This is a genomic window from Bradyrhizobium sp. IAR9 (genome assembly GCF_013408065.1).
Classification (GTDB): domain Bacteria; phylum Pseudomonadota; class Alphaproteobacteria; order Rhizobiales; family Xanthobacteraceae; genus Bradyrhizobium.
Window position 1 is genome coordinate 807,014 of record NZ_JACBZW010000001.1, and the last position, 18,727, is coordinate 825,740.

The window sequence follows — 18,727 nt, forward strand, 5'->3', positions numbered from 1 at the left end:
GCCCGGGCAGTCAAGGCGACCGCGGCACCATTGGGGAGGACCTTTCGTTGCAAGCGCTCCTGAAGCTGAGCCAGAGAATCGACGCCTTCACGCGCTGGACGGGCAAGCGCCTGGCGTGGCTGATCGTGGCCGCCGTCATCATCTCGGCGGTCAATGCGATCGTCCGCAAGACGTTCGACACGTCCTCCAATTCGTGGCTCGAGCTGCAATGGGTGCTGTTCAGCATCGTGTTCCTGCTGTGCTCGCCCTGGACGCTGCTCGACAACGAGCATATCCGCATCGACATCGTGAACAACACGCTGCCGAAGACGGTCCGCAACCTCATCGACGTGGTTGGTCACCTGTTCTTCCTCATTCCGCTGTGCATCGTCATGATCATCACCGGCGTGCCGTTCTTCCAGCGCTCATTCCATATCAACGAGCAATCCGGCAACGCCGGCGGTCTGCCGCAATGGCCCGCCAAATCCCTGATCATGATCGGGTTCGCCTTCCTGCTCGTTCAAGCCATCTCCGAGCTGATCAAGCGAATTGCCGTCATGCGCGGAATGATTCCGGACCCGCATGAATCCCAGGTGTCGGCGCTGGAGGCGGAAGTCGAGCATCTCGTCGAAGCGATCGAGAAGAAGTAGCCGTTGGCGACGGTTTAGGGGAAATCATGACCGCGTTTATCATCGCCAATATGGCGCCCATCATGTTCGCGTCGCTGGTCGTCATGCTGTTGCTTGGCTATCCCGCGGCATTCTCGCTCGGCGCCGTCGGCCTGTTCTACGCCATCGTCGGCATCCAGCTCGGCGAGTTCCGCCCGGACTTCCTCCAGGCTCTTCCCGAGCGCGTCTACGGCGTGATGAACAACGACACGCTGCTCGCCATTCCCTTCTTCACCTTCATGGGGTTGGTGCTGGAACGGTCTGGCATGGCCGAGGACCTGCTCGACACCATCGGCCAATTGTTCGGGACCATCCGCGGCGGCCTTGCCTATGCCGTGATCTTCGTCGGCGCGCTGCTCGCCGCGACCACCGGCGTGGTCGCCGCTTCCGTGATCTCGATGGGTCTGATCTCGCTGCCGATCATGCTGCGCTACGGCTATGACCGCCGCGTGGCCGCCGGCGTCATCGCGGCGTCCGGCACGCTCGCGCAGATCATTCCGCCCTCGCTCGTTCTGATCGTCATGGCCGACCAACTCGGCAAGTCCGTCGGCGACATGTACGAAGGCGCCTTCATCCCCGGCCTCGTGCTCGCCGGCCTCTACGCCCTCTACGCCTTCCTCGTCAGCATGTTCTTCCCGAAGGCCACCCCGGGCCTGCCGAAGGAAGCCATCGGCTTCCGCGAGGAGAGTGGCAGCCGCGGCCTGGTCTCGCTCGGTATGCTGTTCCTCGCGAGCTGCGTGTTCGGTTGGTTCATGATGCGCAATTCGACCGTGCATGGTGCCGATTACGTCGTGCTCAGCATGTTCTGCGGCATCATCTTCGCCTTCGCCGTCGCCGTGGTGAACTGGGTCATCGACAAGCTCACCGGCTTCCGCTTCCTCTCGAAGATGGCGCAGCAGACCACCTTCGTCATGGTGCCGCCGCTGTTCCTGATCTTCCTGGTGCTGGGCACGATCTTCATCGGCATCGCGACCCCGACCGAAGGCGGCGCGATGGGTGCCGCCGGCGCCCTCATCCTCGGTGCCGCGAAGCGGCGGCTGAGCTGGGACCTGATCCGGCAGGCCACGGAATCGACCGCCAAGCTGTCGGCTTTCGTCGTGTTCATCCTGGTCGGCGCCCGCGTGTTCTCGCTCACCTTCTACGGCGTCAACGGGCACGTCTGGGTCGAGCATCTGCTCACCTCGCTGCCCGGCGGCCAGATCGGCTTCCTGATCTTCGTCAACGTCTTCGTGTTCGTGCTGGCCTTCTTCCTGGATTTCTTCGAGCTGGCCTTCATCGTGATCCCGCTGCTCGGACCTGCCGCCGAGCATCTCGGCATCGACCTGATCTGGTTCGGCGTCATCCTCGGCGTCAACATGCAGACCTCGTTCATGCATCCGCCGTTCGGCTTTGCGCTGTTCTATCTCCGCTCGGTCGCGCCGAAGGAGCGATACACCGATCGCGTCACCGGCAAGCGGATGGAACCGGTCACCACGGGCCAGATCTATTGGGGCGCGGTGCCATTCGTCGTCATCCAGATGATCATGGTCGGCCTGGTGATCGCGTTCCCGTCGATGGTCATGCACTACAAGGGCGTGCAGACCAACATCGATCCCAGCACGATCAAGATCGAGGTGCCGCAGATCGAGCTGCCGCCGCTGGATCTCGGACCGCCGTCGAAGTAGCGGCGGATGCGCTTTCTTCCTTCTCCCCTGTGGGAGAAGGTGGCGCCAAGCGCCGGATGAGGGGGTTCTCTCCGTCGCGAGACCGCTCGTGGGGATAGATACCCCTCACCCGGCTTCGCTTTCGCGAAGCCACCCTCTCCCACAAGGGGAGAGGGTACACCGCGCGTGACAAGCACCGGAAACGGAGGCATACCGGGCCATCCTCAGCCTATGGATGCCGCTCATGCCCCGATTGCACCCTGCTCCCTCGGTCCTTGGCCCGTTGATCGCCTCACTCTGGCTGACCTGTGCCGCAACGATGGTGCGGGCCGAGCCGGTCACCGATGTTCACGCGCTGGCGCAGAAAGAGCAGCAGCCGCTGCTCGACACGCTGCGCGATCTCGTCAACATCGAATCCGGCAGCAAGGACGTCGAAGGCCTGAACCAGATCGCCGAGCGCGTTGCCGGTCAGCTCAAGCAGCTCGGCGGCACGGTGGAGATCCTGCAACCCACCGACATCTATCGCCTCGACGACACGCCCGAGAAGATCGGGCCGGCCGTGCACGCCGTGTTCAAGGGCACGGGAACTAAAAAGATCATGCTGATCGCCCATATGGACACGGTGTACCTGAAGGGCATGCTGAAGGATCAGCCGTTCCGCATCGACGGCGACAAGGCCTACGGCCTCGGCATCGCCGACGACAAGCAGGGCGTCGCCCTCATTCTCCATACCGTGGCGCTACTGCAAAAGCTGAGCTTCCGTGATTACGGCACGCTCACGGTGCTCACGAACGGCGACGAGGAGATCTCCTCGCCCGGCTGGCGCAGCACCATCACCAAATTCGCCTCGGATCAGGACGCGGTATTCTCGTTCGAAGGCGGCGGAATGGATGGCACGCTGCGCCTCGCCACCAGCGGCATCGGCTCGGCCTATCTCAGCGTGCAAGGCAAGTCGTCACATGCCGGCGCAAGGCCCGAGGGCGGCGTGAATGCGCTGTACGAGCTCTCGCACCAGGTTCTGCAGATGAAGGACCTTTCCAAGCCGGAGCAGGGCCTGAAGCTGAACTGGACGGTCTCCAAATCAGGCACCAACCGCAACGTGATCCCTGCCGACGCCACCGCCCAGGCCGATGCGCGTGCGCTCAAGGTGTCCGACTTCGACGAGTTGGAGAAGGCGCTGCAGGACAAGATCAAGAATCGCCTGCTGCCGGACTCCAAGGTCGCCCTCAAGTTCGAGGTGCGTCGCCCGCCGTTAGAGGCGAATGAGGCCTCGCGCCGCGTGGCGGCCTACGGCAAGACGATCTATGGGGAGATCGGCATGTCCCTCAAGGTCGACGAGAAGGCGACCGGCGGCGGCACCGACGCGGCATTTGCCGCGCTGAAGACCAGCGGAGCCGTGGTGGAGGGCATGGGCCTGTCGGGCTTCGGTGCGCACTCCAACGACGCCGAATATGTGCAGGTGGGCAGCATCGTGCCGCGGCTGTATCTCGCCACACGCATGATCATGGACCTGTCCACGGGCAAGCTGAAATAGGGGCGCGCTTTCTTCCTTCTCCCCTCATGTCCGCCGAAGCCTTGGCGAAGGCGGATGTGGGAGAAGGTGGCATAGGCGGCCTACGGCCGCCGTCTTAAGCATACGCCGACGCGCAGCGTCGGCTACGGCGCCGGATGAGGGGTTCTCTCCATGCGCTCGATTGAGAGTGGGACTCGTGGAGAGAACCCCTCACCCGTCTCGCCGCTTATCGCGGCGAGCCACCCTCTCCCACATCCGCCTTCGCCAAGGCTTCGGCGGACATGAGGGGAGAGGGGAAAGAAGCAGCCTCCTGCGCCAGCCGAAACCGCAGCGTGAACTCAGCCCCGCCCCCCGGAAGATTCTCCACCGCGACCGTGGCCGCGTGGTCGTCCGCCACCGCGCGCACGATGGAAAGCCCCAGTCCCGCGCCGTCGCTGCGCCGGCGGTCGGCGCGCCAGAAGCGCTGGAAGATCAGCTCGCGCTCGGCCTCTGCGATCCCCGGGCCGCTATCGCGCACGCGCACCGAACCGTCCTCGCGCACCTCGACGTCGACGGTGGTGTCCTTGGCCGTGAACTTGATGGCGTTTTCCGCGAGGTTGAAGACAGCGCGCTGCAGCATCTCCGAATTGCCGTGGATCCTGACAGGCGCGTCGGTACCCCGGAGCGCGATGTCCTTGTGCTGCGCGATCGCGAACGGGGCAATCGAGGCGACCACTTCGGCGCAGACGGCGCGCAAATCCGCAGTCTCGCCGGGATCGAGCACCAGGGTATCGAGCTCGGCGATCTCCAGCAATTGCGCGACGAGGCGGCTCATGGTTTCGATGTCGGCATGCAGCGCCTGCCGTGCCGCGCGATCGTCGAGCGTCTCGATCCGCGTGCGCAGGATCGCGAGCGGCGTGCGCAATTGATGCGCGGCATCCGCCGTGAACTGCCGCTGCACCCGAAAGCCGCCTTCGAGGCGGTCGAGCGCCTGGTTGACGGCGGTGACGAGCGGCAAGATCTCGCGCGGGATCTGCTCCGTCGGCAGGCGGATGTCGGTGCGCGCCGGCCCGATATTGCTGGCTTCCTCGGAGGCCTTCCACAGCGGCGCGATCGCGCGGCGGAAGATGATGATGTCGGTGGCGAGCAGGACCAGCAGAATCGGGATGGTGATCCATCCCACGCGCCGGAAGAAATTCGACACGATGTCGTCGATGATGACGTCTCGGTGTGCGAGGTCCTCGGCGACCTGGATGCGCACCGTCTTGCCGTCGAGGTCGCGGGTGACGGCGGCGCCGGAAATGCTCTCCGACGAGCGCGGTGCCGCGGTGGCGGCAGAGCGCCGATGCGAGGAGAACAGCAGCCGGCCCTCGGCATCGCGAATATCGTACTGATAGCGGCCATACGCTTCAGAATAGAGGCCCTTGAGACTGTCGGGCAGATTGAACGTCAGCAGGCCGCCCGGCTGGACAACGATGCGCTCCGCCAGCACCTCGGCCTGGGCGCGCATGGCATCGCGATGCAGCTGGTCGATCTCGGAATTGAGCAGCCAGAACAGCACCAGCGGCAGGAAGATCGCGACCACCGCGACCGCCAGGATGTGCAGGAACACGATGCGCCAGATCAGCGATTTGAACGTCGGAGACCTGCCATAGGACCCGGCATAGGATCCGACGTTGGATCCGGGCTGGGCCACGCTATTTCTCCACATCCATGAGATAGCCGACGCCGCGGATGGTATGGATCACGACCTTGGCGCCGTGTTCGGCGAGCTGCTTGCGCAGCCGCGAGACATAGACCTCGACCGCGTTGGAGGCGACCTCGCCGTCCAGCCCGAAGATGTGGTCCTCGACGTTCTTCTTCGGCACCACCCGCCCCTGCCGGCGCAGCAAAATCTCCAGCACCGAGGTCTCGCGCGCCGAGATGATCCGCGGCTGGTCGTCGACGAAGATCTGGCGGCTCTCGGTGTCGTAGACGAGGTTGGCGAGACTGAGCGAGCGGCCGAGCAGCTGGCCCGGCCGGCGCAGGATCGCCTCCAGCCGTGCCACCAGTTCCTCCATCGCGAACGGCTTGGCGAGATAGTCGTCGGCGCCGCTGCGCAGGCCGCTGACGCGGTCCTGCAGGCCGCCGCGGGCGGTCAGCACCAGCACGGGGAGCGGTTCCATCTTGATGCGCAACTCGCGCAGCACCGACAGGCCGTCGCCGTCGGGCAGCCCGAGATCGAGGATCATCGCGGCATAGCTGACGCTGCTCACCGCCTCGCGCGCCTCGGCCGCGCTGCCCACGATGTCGCTCTGGTAGCCGGCCGCCGCCAGCCCGCCAGCGACGAGGCGCGACAGCTCGGCATTGTCCTCGACGATCAGAAGACGCATCGCATATCCGCCGGATACTCAGGTCACCGCACGCCTCGCGCGGCATCTTCGCTGTCTTCCATCATTCCGGACGCCTCGGCCAGCGAAAAAGCGTCCGGCCGAACCAGTCGTCTGTCAGGTTTGTGTAAGCCGACCAGGTGTGCCCCAAAAGGTGACCCAAAGGCAGGGGCCTGCGGACGTTCGTAGCAGCTATCCTAGCCTCGTCCCTCGAAATAGGCGCAAAGCAGGGTCGTATCCTTTGGAGCTAAGGATTTCCGGAACAGCCGGCACTTGAAGTGACGATCCCTCCCCTCTCCGCTCTCGATCAGGAACATGCACCTGCCGCAGACGTCGGCGTTGTGACGGCGCTTGGCAACATCGAGCCCATCGAGGACGCGGCGAAGCGTATCGCGCAGCTGAGATCGATCGGGGAGTTCAAGTGTCACGAGCTGATCTCGAAGGACGTTAATTGGATCGCGCTCGAGGAACTTTTCGCCTTCGCCCGTGATGCAGAGTGCAATCGAGCGCTTGTCTTCTGCAGATGGCTTGCGAACCATCAACCCCTTGCTCTCGAGCACGGCGGCGATCTGCGATGCGACGCTGCGGGTCGTGCCCAGAAAGCTGGCAAGAGCCGTGGGCGTCCGCGAGAACCTGTTAGCGCGGGCGAGGAAGCGCAAGGCCATCCATTCCCGATCGCTCAGCCCCGCAAGGCTCCCTTCAAAAAGCCAGCTGTCGGCCGACTGGACCAGGAGTTGTAGAATTTCAATTGCCAGTTTCATTTGAGAAGTCCCGCGGGAAACGGCCGCCCTTGCATCTCGATCAACGATCGAGAACCGCCGTATTCGGTGAATGCTGCATTCCCGTCGGGACTGGTTGAGTCCGGTATACCGTACCGTGAAGCGCGACCGGCGTGATGACACGCCGCGACTTCAGCCCGATTGCCGGATTCCGATAACTCGACCGTTCCGTAAAAGGAACACCGAAAAATTACGCAGCGCGTGGGCGTTGAATGACACGAAATCTCTCGCGTCCGAACGCGATGGTCGCTCCCGGCGCACCGCTGGTGAGCAGGCATCAGAGAAGGGCGCGCTTGTCAGGTTCGTGTAAGCAATGGCGCTTCAGCGTGAAGGATGGAGAGAGCGCAGCGAAGAACCGCCTTATGGATTGAACGCTCCGAACAGACACCTCCGGCAAATCTCAACGGAAGGCAACGCATGCAATGTTGTCAGACTCGCATTCGTCTTCCACCTGGTGGCGCTAGCCTGACTTGGTATGGCTCTGCTGAAATGCTGCCCTGAGTTCGGCTAATTGATCGCTCGTTGCTCCCAGCAACGCGTCGGCCCCATCTGCAGGCAAGTCCGCATAAGCGATCGGCCGGTCGAACTGGCTCGCCGTGAAGTCGTACCTCTTGCCTTCGATCCGATTGTAAAAATGGTCGCCGGCCGGCAGTGGCGTCTTCAGCAGGTCGCCGCCGAAGAGTTCATGAACGAGCAGCGACGTGACGTTGCATTGTCCTGCGGCCGGATTGTCAGCCGTCCATTGGCTCGCGGTCGACCGCGACCACGCCTTGAGCAGCGCGCTTTGAACGGGCTCGGGATCGAAACTCATCGTCACGTCCAACGGCTGCCGACTATATTTCGGTTTATTCGATTTTTACATTTTGCCACTGCTTCGAGCCGCTGGCTACTGTGCATGGGGTTGTTTTTCAAATTTTGCGTCCGGCGCCGGCCAGGACGCACAAGAAAACGCCCCGGAGCTTTCGCTCCGGGGCGCTGCATCCAACGGTGTTGAGCTCAGCTCTGCGAGCGCCGCGCCATGAAGATGTCGTAGCCGACCTCTGCGACCTGGAACCAGGCGTAGCCGTCGCTCGTGAACTTGGCGAGGGAGTCGTGCACCTTCTTGAAATTGGCGTTGGTCGCGCCGACTTCGGCATGCAGCTCCTTGGCGGCCTTGTAGCAGGCATCCATGATCGACGGCGAGAAGGCGTGCAGCTTGGTGCCACCCGCGAGCAGCTTCTTCAGCGCCAGCGGATTGGCGGTGTCGTAGCGCGCCATCATGTAGTTGTTGGCGTAGTGGCCGGCCTGCTCCAGCACGCTCTGGTAATATTTCGGCAGCGCGTTCCACTTGTCGAGGTTGACGAAGGCCAGCAGCATCGGCCCGCCTTCCCACCAGCCGGGATAGTAGTAGTGCGGCGCGATCTTGTAGAAGCCGAGCTTCTCGTCGTCATAGGGGCCGACCCATTCGGCCGCATCGATGGTGCCCTTCTCCAGCGCGGGATAGATGTCGCCGCCGGCGAGCTGCTGCGGCACCACGCCGAGCTTCTGGAGCACGCGGCCGGTGAAGCCGCCGATGCGGAATTTCATGCCCTTGAGATCGTCGGGCGTGTTGACCTCCTTCCTGAACCAGCCGCCCATCTGGCAGCCGGTGTTGCCCGCGAGCAGCGAGGTGACGTTGTAGCTCTTGTAGAACTCGTTGAGGACATCGCGCCCGCCGCCCTGCATGTACCAGGCCTGGTTGATGCGCATGTTGGGGCCGAACGGCACGGCCGAACCGAAGGTGAAGGTCGGATCCTTGCCGAAATAATAGTAGGACGCGGTATGACCGATTTCGCAGGTGCCGTTCTGAACGGCGTCGAGCACCTGGAGGCCCGGCACGATCTCGCCGGCCGCGAAGATCTGGATCTGGAATTTGTTGTCGGTCGCCTCGGCGACCATCTTGCACATCATCTCGGCGCCGCCAAACAGCGTGTCGAGCGACTTCGGCCAGCTCGTCGGCATGCGCCATTTGATTTCCGGCATCGACTGCGCGATCGCGGGAGCCGCGAGCGTGGCGGCGCCGGCCGCGCCAAGTCCTGTGACCTTGATGAAGTCTCTTCTCTTCATGATTTCCTGCCCTGATGTACCAGTGATTGTGGGCCTTCTTGCCGAGGCTTGGCACCACCATGACGCAAGCCGCCGCCTAATTCCATCCCGATCGCACTGCGGCAAAGAAAAAGCCCGGCCTCCACTGGAGGCCGGGCTTTCCGGTCTTGCGACTTTAGGCCTAGGCGATCAGCCGCGCGTGCGCGAGCGGATCATGAAGCTGTCGTAGGTATATTCGGCAACCTGCCACCACAGGTATTCGTCGGAGCGGTAGGCCTGCATGGCGTCGATCGACTTCTTGAAGTCGGGGTTCTTGGCCGAGATCTCCGCCCAGAGCTCGTTGGTCGCCTTGAGGCAGGCTTCCAGCACCTCGTTGGTGAAGGGACGAAGCTGGGTGCCGCCGGCAACCAGGCGCTTCAGCGCCGCCGGGTTCTGCATGTCGTAGCGTGCGGCCATCCAGGCGTTGGCGTTGGCCGTCGCGTTGGTGAGGATCGCCTGATAGTTTTTCGGCAGCGAATTCCACTTATCCAGGTTGGTGAAGGCGTGGACGGTCGGACCACCTTCCCAGAAGCCGGGGTAATAATAGTACTTGGCGACCTTGGCGAAGCCGAGCTTCTCGTCATCGTAAGGCCCGACCCACTCGGCGGCGTCGATGGTGCCCTTCTCCAGCGCCGGATAGATGTCGCCGCCGGCGAGCTGCTGCGGCACCACGCCGACCTTCTGGAGCACCTGGCCGGCAATGCCGCCGATGCGCATCTTGAGGCCCGAGAGGTCGGCAACGGTCTTGATCTCCTTGCGGAACCAGCCGCCCATCTGGGTGCCGGTATTGCCGCACGGGAAGCCGACGACGTTCGACTTCTTGAAGAACTCGTTGGCGAGCTCGTTGCCGCCGCCCTGATAGAGCCACGAATTCTGCTGGCGCGCGTTGAGGCCGAACGGCACCGAGGCGAAGATCGCGAAGGTCGGATCCTTGCCGACGTAGTAATAGGACACCGTGTGGCACATCTCGACGGTGCCGCTGGAGGTCGCATCGAGCGCCTGCAGGCCGGGAACGAGTTCACCGGCGGCGAACACCTGGATCTGGAATTTGTTGTCGGTCATCTCGGCGACGTACTTCGCCAACTGCTCGGCACCGCCATAAATGGTATCGAGCGACTTCGGGAAGCTCGAAGTCAAGCGCCACTTCACCTCGGGCGAGGACTGTGCGATCGCCGGCGAGGCCACAGCGGTTGCCGCCGCGCCTGCTGCCGACACTTTCAGAAAATCACGACGCTTCATCTTCAGGTCTCTCCTTGCTGGGGCGTTTCCCCTTAACTTCTCTTCTTGCCGCCGCTCATTCCGGCGACGCGTTAGGGCCGCGTCGAACCGAAGGGGCTTGACTGCCGTGGGCCTTTACCACGGAAGCCCCGCTTGCGGAACGCGACAATGGCATGACGGGGCTCTACGAAAGTCGCATGTCCCCCAAAAGGACGAGAAGGCGGGCCGCGGGCGGCCGGCTCAGGCGGCCGCGATGACGCCCTTGAGCTGGTCGCGCACCTGCCCTGCAATGGCGCGGTAGATCGCCGCATGAGGACCGTCCGGCTCGCTGTCGACGACGGGATTGCCGGCATCCGAGCTGGCCCGAATCGCCATGTGCAGCGGGATCTCGCCGAGGAAGGGTACCTTGAGCTTCTCGGCCTCGTGCCGCGCCCCGCCATGGCCGAAAATGTCCGACCGCGTGCCGCAATGCGGGCACTGGAAGTAGCTCATGTTCTCGACGATGCCGAGCACGGGCACGTTGACCTTCTTGAACATGGCAAGCCCCCGCCGCGCGTCGATCAGGGACAGATCCTGCGGGGTCGAGACGATCACGGCGCCCTTCAGCGGCACGTTCTGCGCCAGCGTGAGCTGGGCATCGCCGGTGCCCGGCGGCATGTCGACGACCAGCACGTCGAGCTTGCCCCATTCGACGTCACGCAGCATCTGCGTCACCGCCGACATCACCATGGGACCGCGCCAGATCATCGCGGTCTCTTCCTCGACCAGGAAGCCGATCGACATGATGGCGAGACCGAAGCGCCGAAGCGGAATCATTTTTCGCTCGTCGTTCAGCTCCGGCTTGTCGTGCAGGCCGGTCAGCCGCGGCACCGAGGGGCCGTAGATGTCGGCATCGAGCAGCCCGACCCTGAGGCCGAGGTCGCGCAGGCCCAGCGCCAAGTTCAGCGCGGTGGTCGACTTGCCGACGCCGCCCTTGCCGGAGGCGACCGCGATCACGGCGGCAACGCCGGGGATTTCCGACTGCCGCGCCATGGGCGATTGGGCGCCACCCTGCGGCGGCGGCTTGTGGGCATGGACGGGCTGCACGCCCGGCGCGCCGCGGCTGGGCTGCGGGGGTGGCGGCGGCGCGGAGCCCGGCTTGCGCTCGGCGGTCAGCGCCACCATGACGGTGGTGACGCCGGGAATGGTGCGCACAGCGGCCTCGGCTTCGGCCCGGATGGACTCCCAGGCCCTCGCCTCGGCGGCATCGACATTGATTGAGAAGAACACCTTGCCGTCGGACGCGCTGATCGCGCTCAGCACATTGGCATTGGTGAGCGCGACCCCGCGGGGGGATTTGATCCGGGCGAGGCTGTCGAGAACCTGTTGCTGCGTCACGCTCAAAGCGCATCTCCTGAACGGAGCATGATCCGGACCGGGAGGACGGCACCAGCGCCAAGCGTGGCACGGCTTTCCGGCAAGGTCATGCTCGAGACTTTAGGATGCCCCATTAGAGCGGAAACGCCCAAAAGGCTACTGCCTGCCGATATCGTCAGCCTTTTCGGCGGGCGCTGCCCCCTGCTCCCTGGCCGCCTCGTAATTCAGCTCGATCATGACCCCGTTGGGGTCGTTGACGAAGATCTGCCAGAGGTCGCCGCCGGGCACCTGGCGGGACTCGAACTTCATGTCCTTGAATGCCAGCCGCTGCTTCATGCCGGCGAAGCCGCGACTGGCGAAGGCGACATGATGGACAACGCCGGAATCCGGCTTTTGTGGCTCGGCCGTCGCAGAAATATCGACGAGGTGCACCACCGCCTTGCCCTCGCTGTACATCCAGGCGCCAGGGAAGGCGAAATTCGGCCGGGCACCTTTTTCCAGGCCCAGCACATCCTCGTAGAAGCGGACGGTCTCGGCCAGATTCCGGGTCCGGATGTTGAAATGATCGAGGACGCCAACGCTCACGCCGCCCATGCTTTCGCTCCCTTTTTTGAAGTCCTTAGGTCCGCCATCTTAGCACAGGGGACCGCCAAACGAAGCCGTTGCCCTCCGCCCTTAACGGTTTATGGTGCGCCTCCGATCCGCCCTCGCGGCGGAACTTCGAGGACGCCGCCCTGGCGCCCTCGCCCGGCTGCAACCGTAAAACTCAAGCTACGGACAAGGTACCACACATGGCTAAAGTCGCTTTCCTCGGTCTCGGCGTCATGGGCTACCCCATGGCCGGCCACCTCGTGAAAAAAGGGGGCCATGAGGTCACCGTCTACAACCGCACCGCGGCCAAGGCGAAGGAATGGGCGGACAAGTTCGGCGGCAAGACCGCACCGACCCCGAAGGCGGCCGCCGAAGGTCAGGATTTCGTGATGTGCTGCGTCGGCAACGACAATGATCTGCGCGCGGTCACGATCGGCCCCGATGGCGCCTTCGCCGGCATGAAGAAGGGTGCGACCTTCGTCGACCACACCACCGCCTCCGCCGAAGTCGCACGTGAGCTGGATGCGGCCGCGACCAAGGCCAGCTTCAAGTTCATCGACGCCCCTGTCTCCGGCGGCCAGGCCGGCGCCGAGAACGGCGTTCTGACGGTGATGTGCGGCGGCGCGCAGGACGCCTATTCCGGCGCCGAGCCGATCATCACAGGCGCCTATGCGCGGATGTGCAAACTGCTCGGGCCCGCCGGCAGCGGCCAGCTGACGAAGATGGTCAACCAGATCTGCATCGCCGGTCTGGTGCAGGGTCTCTCCGAGGGGGTCCACTTCGCCAAGAAGAGCGGCCTCGACGTCGCCGCAGTGATCGAGACCATCTCCAAGGGCGCGGCGCAGTCCTGGCAGATGGAAAATCGCTACAAGACCATGAACGAGGACAAGTACGATTTCGGCTTCGCGGTCGAATGGATGCGTAAGGACCTCTCGATCTCGCTGGCTGAAGCCCGCCGCAACGGCGCCAACCTGCCGGTCACCGCGCTGGTCGATCAGTTCTATTCCGAGGTCGAGAAGATGGGCGGCAAGCGCTGGGATACGTCGAGCCTGCTCGCGCGCCTGCAACGCTGAGGAACGCATTGACGGCCGCAGCCGGGGCAGCTGCGGCCCTCGCGGGTCTCGACGCGGCGCCCGTCGCGACGAGGCTCGCATTGAGCCGAAGAACGGATTCCGGGGGGAATTGACTTGCTGAGCGTGATAGCCGCCGTTTTCATCGTTGCGTATGCTGCCATCGCGCTCGAACATCCGCTCGGCGTCAACAAAAGCGCTTCGGCTCTCCTGGGAGCCGGCCTGCTCTGGACCATCTACGCGCTGTCCGTCGGCGACCCCTCGCTCGTCAACCACCAGCTCGACGAATCCGTCGCCTCGACCGCGCAGATCGTCTTCTTCCTGATCGGTGCCATGACGATCGTCGAGGTGATCGACGCCCATAACGGCTTCGAAGTCATCACCTCGGTCATCCGCACCACGAAGCAGACCACGCTGATGTGGATCATCGGCTTCGTGACGTTCTTCCTGAGCGCGATCCTCGACAATCTCACCACCACCATCGTGATGATCTCGCTGATCCAGAAGCTGATCGGCAACAAGAGCGATCGCCTGCTGTTCGCCTCCATCATCGTCATCGCGGCCAATGCCGGCGGCGCCTGGACCGTGATCGGCGACGTCACCACGACGATGCTCTGGATCGGAGGGCAGATCACTCCCCTCAGCATCATGAAGTCGGTGTTCTTGCCCTCACTGCTCAACTTGCTGATACCGCTGCTCATCATCGGCTATTCGCTCAAGGGAAAGGAGATCGTCCCTCCGCTGCAAGGCCAAGCACAGGCCCTCAGGGTCGAGGTGTTCGAGCGCAACTTGATGTTCTACCTCGGCCTCGGCACCCTGGTTGCCGTTCCGGTTTTCAAGGCCGTGACGCACCTTGCGCCTTTCATGGGTATTCTTTTCGGGCTGGGCATCCTCTGGCTGGTCGGCGAGATCGTTCACCGCCACAAGGACGAGGACGCGCGCCGTCCCCTCACCCTCGTCCATGCGCTGACGCGCATCGACATGAGCTCGATCGTGTTCTTCGTCGGCATCCTCATGGCCGTCGCGTGCCTGGAGCATGCTCGCGTGCTGGAACTGTTGGCGAAATGGCTCGACGCCACGGTCGGGCGTCTCGACGTCATCGTCATCCTGCTCGGCCTCTTGAGCGCCATCATCGACAACGTGCCGCTCGTCGCGGCCACGATGGGCATGTACAGTCTAGTGCAACATCCGCCCGATAGCTTCATCTGGGAGTTCATCGCCTATTGCGCCGGCACCGGCGGCTCGATCCTGATCATCGGTTCGGCCGCGGGCGTTGCCGCCATGGGACTCGAGAAGATCGAATTCTTCTGGTACGCCCGCCGCATCGCAGGCCCCGCGCTGGTGGGGTATCTGGCGGGTGCGATGGTCTACATCGCGCAGTACGCGGCGCTGCATTGACGGCGCAGGCGATCTCCAAAATTAACGCCGGGTTAACGTAATTCTTTAGCTCCTTAAGGCACCTCTTAAGGATTTCTTGCCAGAGATAGACAATGCAGAAGGCCCGCGTCCGGCGTGGGCAGGAATCGTTGTTGCTTGATGAGTAACCCCGCTGAAAAGCCTGAGGTTGTGCAGCTTCCGGCCGAGCCGGTGAGCGCTCCATCGGCGAGCAGCCGAAGGGCTGCGGCGCAGCGGGTGCGCGAGGCGCGGGACAAGTTAACGTCGACCAGCGGAACCCGGCCGGCCTTCGACGCCGAGATGCTGCGTCAATACGCTCAGACGCGGCTGTCGGCTTCCTATGTCGTGATGCTGCTGGTGGTCGCGACCGGCGTGCTGTTCGGCCTGTGGATGCAGCCGATCCCGGCCGCGGCCTGGACCGCCGGCATGCTCTGCATCCACAGCGCCATGACCCGCAGTTGCCGGCGCTTCCTGACCGAGCCCGCCTCGCCCGCGGCCACGCGCGCCTGGCGGACGCGCTTCGTCGTGCTCGACCTGCTCTATGGCCTGTGCTGGATGGCGATCCTGATCCATCCCGTGCTCGACATGGTCACGGAAACGCTGATGATGTTCCTGATGCTGCTGGTGATCGCAGTGTCGAGCATGCTCGCCGCCAATCTGCCGATCGCAGCCCTCGCCGCCACCGCGCCGGTCGCGGTCGCCATGGCGCTGAGCTTCGTGATGACCGGCTCGCTGGACAATTACATTCTGGCCGCGCTTGCGCTCGCCGCCGAAGGCTATTTTGTGCTGCTGGCGCACCGCCTGCACTCCTCCACCTTCGCCACGCTGGAAGCGCGCGCGGAGAAGGACGCGCTGATCGGCGAGCTCGAACAGGCCAAGGCGATCTCGGACGAGGCGCGCCACCGCGCCGAATCCGCCAACGTCGCCAAGTCGCGCTTCCTTGCGCAGATGAGCCACGAGCTGCGCACGCCGCTGAACGCCATCCTCGGCTTCTCCGAGGTGATGAAGAGCGAGATTTTTGGCGCGCATGCCGTGCCGGTCTACAAGGAATATTCCGCCGACATCCATAATTCCGGCGTGCACCTGCTCAACCTCATCAACGAGATCCTCGACTTGTCGCGGATCGAGGCCGGCCGCTACGAGCTCAACGAGGAAGCGGTGTCGCTGGTCGGCATCGTCGCCGACTGCCATCACCTGATGAAGCTGCGCGCCTCCAGCCGTGGCATCACCATCCACGAGGTGTTCGAGCAGGCCATGCCGCGGCTGTGGGCCGACGAGCGCGCGATCCGCCAGGTCGTGCTCAACCTGCTCTCCAACTCGATCAAGTTCACCCCGCAAGGCGGCGAGATCTGGCTCAAGGCGGGATGGACCGCCTCGGGCGGACAATATCTCTCGGTGCGGGATTCCGGCTCCGGAATCCCTGAGGACGAGATCCCGGTCGTGCTCGCCTCGTTCGGCCAGGGCTCCAACTCGATCAAGTCCGCCGAACAGGGCGCCGGTCTCGGCCTGCCGATCGCCAAGAATCTAATCGACCTCCATGGCGGCACGTTCACGCTGAAATCGAAGTTGCGCATCGGCACCGAGGTGATCGTCACCTTCCCGCCGGAGCGCGTGATGAGCGCGCTGGCGCCGCTGTCGGATGATTCCCCGCCGCTCCAGCCCGATAGTTCCGTACTGCCCGAGGAGAAGCGCCGGCCGCGCCACAAGCCGATCATGAGCGCAGGCACAGGCTCTTAAACCAGATGCTTGCAGACATGCCCGACAATCCCCCACTATGTCCGAATGAGCAAAGAAACGCCGTGCGTCGCCGTCTGCATGATCGATCCCAGGACCAAGCTGTGCTTCGGCTGCGGCCGGACCTTGCCCGAGATCGCGCGCTGGCACGCCATGGAAAGCGCAGACCGGCTCGCGGTCATGGCGCTGTTGCCGGCACGCATGACGGAAGCCGGACTGGCGCCGATCGCGGCATCGCCGAAACGCACCTGACCGGCCTGCCCGCCTGCGGAGGCGCGCGATGATCCGCTTCCTGCTTGTTCTCGTCATGCTTGCCGGCACGGCGGGCGCGGTCGTCGCCTATGGCGATCCCGATCAGATCGCGCGCGCCAGCCACAAGGTCTCGCACATCTTTCGCGCGCAGACGGCAACGCCCGCTCCTGCCGTGCAGATCCCGCGCGGCCAGGGCGGCGAATTCGCGCTGCGTGCGAAGATCAACGGTGTCGCGGCGCCAATGGTGATCGATACCGGCGCGACGTCGGTGGTGCTGACCTGGGAGACCGCGAAAGCCATCGGGCTGCCGCTCGAGATGCTCGAATACGATGTCGACCTCGAAACCGCGGGCGGCCATACCAAGGCAGCCCGCCTCACGCTCGACCGTCTCTCCGTCGGCCATCTCGTCGAAAAATCGGTGCCGGCCCTCGTCGTCCAGCGCGGGCAGATGAAGACCAATCTGCTTGGCATGAGCTTCCTCGACCGCCTGGAGAGCTGGGGGGTTCGCGCCGACAAGCTGATGCTGACCGGCTATCCCGAGCTTCAGAGCAGCCATCGCCGCTCGCGTACGGCGCTCGACTAGACCATCCGCAAGAACCGTCGCGCAGGCGCCAACGACCTCGCTTCACACGGGCCGCGACTTAATCCCTGCGCGATGCGTGCATGCCGGTTGGTGCGGCGAACAGAAAACGCGAAAACAACCCCATGCACAGTAGCCGATGCTTGTGCGATCAAGGACTTACGCGGGACAACGATGGGCGCCTCCCCGGAGTTATTGGATGCGTCGGGGCAAGGATATTGGTGACACGTCGGGCAAAACACCGGCAGAAGGGCAACATCGCGCAATCCGCCAGAGTCGGTCCGGCCGTCCGTCGCGTCAACTCATCGGCCTCTGAAACATTACATCGGCCCGCAGGAATGCGACTAGGCCGCGGCTTCCTCCGCAGGAGCGCGCGCACCGACGCGCGCGATCGCATCGCGCAGCACCTCGGGACCGGCGCCTGCTTTCACCCCCTGCTCGGCCAGATGGCGGCGGAAGGCCCGCGCGCCGGGCACGGCATGGAATGCGCCGACGAAATGCCGTGTGATCGCATGCAGCCGCGAGCCGCGCGCGAGCTGCTGCTCGATATAGGGCATCATCGCCTCGAGCGCGTCCTGCATGGTCGCGTGCGACGTCGCCTCGCCGAAGATTTCGTGATCGACGCCGAGCAGCCGCCACGGGTCCTGATAGGCGGCGCGGCCGAGCATCACGCCATCGACATGTTCGAGATGCGCTCTCGCTTCGTCGAGGCCTCGAATGCCGCCGTTGATGATGACAGGCACGTCAGGCATTGCGCGCTTGAGCCGATAGACGCGCTCATAGTCGAGCGGCGGGATGTCGCGGTTCTCCTTCGGAGACAACCCGTTGAGCCAGGCCTTGCGGGCATGCACGATCAGTGCGTCGCAGCCGGAGGCGACCACCGCGCGCGCAAGCGCATCAAGGGCGACTTCCGGATCCTGGTCGTCGATGCCGATGCGGCACTTCACCGTGACGGGAACCGCGACAGCGCGTTTCATCGCCTCGACGCACCTCGCTACCAGCTCTGGTTCCGCCATCAGGCAGGCGCCGAAGCGGCCATCCTTCACGCGGTCCGACGGGCAGCCGACATTGAGGTTGATCTCGTCATAGCCGAACGTCTCGCCGATCCGCGCAGCTTGCGCCAGTTCGCGCGGATCCGAGCCGCCAAGCTGAAGCGCCACCGGATGCTCGCTCGCATCGAACCCAAGCAGCCGCTCACGGTCGCCATGAATCACAGCGCCGGTCGTCACCATTTCCGTATAGAGCAGCGCCCGCCGCGTCAGGTGGCGGTGGAACACCCGGCAGTGCCGGTCGCTCCAATCCATCATGGGGGCGACGGAAAAGCGATAGTCTTGCGATTTCAATCTGTTACCTGGTCCTCTTGCGGTCCATTCCCGTTATACTATTTCCGTGAGAATAGTATAGCCGCGAGGCGCGTGCGAAGCTGTCCGCGACGTTGGGAAATTCGGCTTCCGTCTTGTACCCGCACAAGCGCCGGAATTCGCTCGACCAGGTCCAC

At 64.0% G+C, this 18,727-nt stretch carries 17 protein-coding genes; 8 read left to right on the top strand and 9 right to left on the bottom strand.

The genetic code is table 11. From position 1 onward, the window contains the following. The first annotated feature begins 47 nt into the window (after window positions 1-47). From GGD67_RS03940 to GGD67_RS03950, 3 genes are all read left to right on the top strand, one after another. The gene (locus GGD67_RS03940) at window positions 48-629 is read left to right on the top strand and encodes a TRAP transporter small permease subunit (RefSeq protein ID WP_092252375.1); all 582 of its coding nucleotides are present in this window, start codon (window positions 48-50) and stop codon (window positions 627-629) included. Between the two features lie 26 nt (window positions 630-655). Further along, window positions 656-2,311, top strand: a complete 1,656-nt coding sequence (locus GGD67_RS03945) for a TRAP transporter large permease subunit (protein ID WP_179730994.1) — start codon at window positions 656-658, stop codon at window positions 2,309-2,311. Window positions 2,312-2,534: 223 nt separating this feature from the next. Then, window positions 2,535-3,824: a M20/M25/M40 family metallo-hydrolase gene (locus tag GGD67_RS03950; RefSeq protein WP_179730996.1), complete on the top strand. Its 1,290-nt coding sequence runs from the start codon at window positions 2,535-2,537 to the stop codon at window positions 3,822-3,824. A 205-nt stretch (window positions 3,825-4,029) separates the two neighbouring features. Here GGD67_RS03950 and GGD67_RS03955 read toward each other — a convergent pair whose 3' ends face one another. The 8 genes from GGD67_RS03955 to GGD67_RS03990 all read right to left on the bottom strand — a co-directional run bounded on the left by GGD67_RS03955 (window position 4,030) and on the right by GGD67_RS03990 (window position 12,201). Then, entirely contained in the window at window positions 4,030-5,478 is a 1,449-nt protein-coding gene (locus tag GGD67_RS03955) for an ATP-binding protein (protein WP_179730998.1), read from the bottom strand. Between the two features lies 1 nt (window position 5,479). Further along, the gene (locus GGD67_RS03960) at window positions 5,480-6,154 is read right to left on the bottom strand and encodes a response regulator transcription factor (protein WP_018319980.1); all 675 of its coding nucleotides are present in this window, start codon (window positions 6,152-6,154) and stop codon (window positions 5,480-5,482) included. A gap of 194 nt (window positions 6,155-6,348) precedes the next feature. After that, window positions 6,349-6,912, bottom strand: a complete 564-nt coding sequence (locus GGD67_RS03965) for a MarR family winged helix-turn-helix transcriptional regulator (protein WP_092252365.1) — start codon at window positions 6,910-6,912, stop codon at window positions 6,349-6,351. Window positions 6,913-7,390: 478 nt separating this feature from the next. Then, on the bottom strand, window positions 7,391-7,741 hold the full coding sequence (locus GGD67_RS03970; RefSeq protein WP_179731000.1) for a hypothetical protein: 351 nt from the start codon (window positions 7,739-7,741) through the stop codon (window positions 7,391-7,393). A gap of 185 nt (window positions 7,742-7,926) precedes the next feature. Further along, window positions 7,927-9,015 carry a TRAP transporter substrate-binding protein gene (locus tag GGD67_RS03975; RefSeq protein WP_018319977.1) on the bottom strand — a complete coding sequence of 363 codons (1,089 nt, stop codon included), beginning with the start codon at window positions 9,013-9,015 and terminating at the stop codon, window positions 7,927-7,929. 168 nt (window positions 9,016-9,183) lie between these two features. Continuing rightward, a complete protein-coding gene (locus GGD67_RS03980; RefSeq protein WP_018319976.1) occupies window positions 9,184-10,272 on the bottom strand; it encodes a TRAP transporter substrate-binding protein in 1,089 nt (362 codons plus the stop codon). Between the two features lie 219 nt (window positions 10,273-10,491). Next, window positions 10,492-11,634, bottom strand: a complete 1,143-nt coding sequence (locus tag GGD67_RS03985; protein WP_018319975.1) for an Mrp/NBP35 family ATP-binding protein — start codon at window positions 11,632-11,634, stop codon at window positions 10,492-10,494. Window positions 11,635-11,763: 129 nt separating this feature from the next. Further along, window positions 11,764-12,201, bottom strand: coding sequence for a VOC family protein (locus GGD67_RS03990; RefSeq protein ID WP_179731002.1), 438 nt, complete (start codon window positions 12,199-12,201; stop codon window positions 11,764-11,766). A 197-nt stretch (window positions 12,202-12,398) separates the two neighbouring features. On the opposite strand from GGD67_RS03990, the gene GGD67_RS03995 reads away from it, so the two are divergent. From GGD67_RS03995 to GGD67_RS04015, 5 genes are all read left to right on the top strand, one after another. Beyond that, window positions 12,399-13,271 (top strand): NAD(P)-dependent oxidoreductase, encoded by an 873-nt coding sequence (locus GGD67_RS03995; protein WP_179731004.1) that lies wholly within the window; start codon window positions 12,399-12,401, stop codon window positions 13,269-13,271. Window positions 13,272-13,385: 114 nt separating this feature from the next. Next, a complete protein-coding gene (gene nhaD / locus GGD67_RS04000; protein ID WP_179731006.1) occupies window positions 13,386-14,666 on the top strand; it encodes a sodium:proton antiporter NhaD in 1,281 nt (426 codons plus the stop codon). 138 nt (window positions 14,667-14,804) lie between these two features. Then, window positions 14,805-16,400: a HAMP domain-containing sensor histidine kinase gene (locus GGD67_RS04005; protein WP_179731008.1), complete on the top strand. Its 1,596-nt coding sequence runs from the start codon at window positions 14,805-14,807 to the stop codon at window positions 16,398-16,400. A gap of 45 nt (window positions 16,401-16,445) precedes the next feature. After that, window positions 16,446-16,649 carry a DUF1289 domain-containing protein gene (locus GGD67_RS04010; RefSeq protein WP_026202286.1) on the top strand — a complete coding sequence of 68 codons (204 nt, stop codon included), beginning with the start codon at window positions 16,446-16,448 and terminating at the stop codon, window positions 16,647-16,649. Window positions 16,650-16,677: 28 nt separating this feature from the next. Next, a complete protein-coding gene (locus GGD67_RS04015; protein ID WP_018319969.1) occupies window positions 16,678-17,232 on the top strand; it encodes a TIGR02281 family clan AA aspartic protease in 555 nt (184 codons plus the stop codon). A gap of 341 nt (window positions 17,233-17,573) precedes the next feature. Here the strand turns inward: GGD67_RS04015 and dusA are convergent, their stop codons facing one another. After that, window positions 17,574-18,572, bottom strand: a complete 999-nt coding sequence (dusA, locus tag GGD67_RS04020; protein ID WP_179731010.1) for a tRNA dihydrouridine(20/20a) synthase DusA — start codon at window positions 18,570-18,572, stop codon at window positions 17,574-17,576. Window positions 18,573-18,727 lie beyond the last annotated feature (155 nt).

Excerpts from the sequence above, each read along its gene's own strand:
- GGD67_RS03945 (WP_179730994.1), top strand. The coding sequence starts at position 656 with ATGACCGCGTTTATCATCGCCAATATGGCGCCCATCATGTTCGCGTCG.
- GGD67_RS03950 (WP_179730996.1), top strand. The coding sequence starts at position 2,535 with ATGCCCCGATTGCACCCTGCTCCCTCGGTCCTTGGCCCGTTGATCGCC.
- GGD67_RS03960 (WP_018319980.1), bottom strand. The coding sequence starts at position 6,154 with ATGCGTCTTCTGATCGTCGAGGACAATGCCGAGCTGTCGCGCCTCGTC.
- GGD67_RS03965 (WP_092252365.1), bottom strand. The coding sequence starts at position 6,912 with ATGAAACTGGCAATTGAAATTCTACAACTCCTGGTCCAGTCGGCCGAC.
- GGD67_RS03970 (WP_179731000.1), bottom strand. The coding sequence starts at position 7,741 with ATGAGTTTCGATCCCGAGCCCGTTCAAAGCGCGCTGCTCAAGGCGTGG.
- GGD67_RS03975 (WP_018319977.1), bottom strand. The coding sequence starts at position 9,015 with ATGAAGAGAAGAGACTTCATCAAGGTCACAGGACTTGGCGCGGCCGGC.
- GGD67_RS03980 (WP_018319976.1), bottom strand. The coding sequence starts at position 10,272 with ATGAAGCGTCGTGATTTTCTGAAAGTGTCGGCAGCAGGCGCGGCGGCA.
- GGD67_RS03990 (WP_179731002.1), bottom strand. The coding sequence starts at position 12,201 with ATGGGCGGCGTGAGCGTTGGCGTCCTCGATCATTTCAACATCCGGACC.
- GGD67_RS03995 (WP_179731004.1), top strand. The coding sequence starts at position 12,399 with ATGGCTAAAGTCGCTTTCCTCGGTCTCGGCGTCATGGGCTACCCCATG.
- GGD67_RS04005 (WP_179731008.1), top strand. The coding sequence starts at position 14,805 with ATGAGTAACCCCGCTGAAAAGCCTGAGGTTGTGCAGCTTCCGGCCGAG.
- GGD67_RS04010 (WP_026202286.1), top strand. The coding sequence starts at position 16,446 with ATGAGCAAAGAAACGCCGTGCGTCGCCGTCTGCATGATCGATCCCAGG.
- GGD67_RS04015 (WP_018319969.1), top strand. The coding sequence starts at position 16,678 with ATGATCCGCTTCCTGCTTGTTCTCGTCATGCTTGCCGGCACGGCGGGC.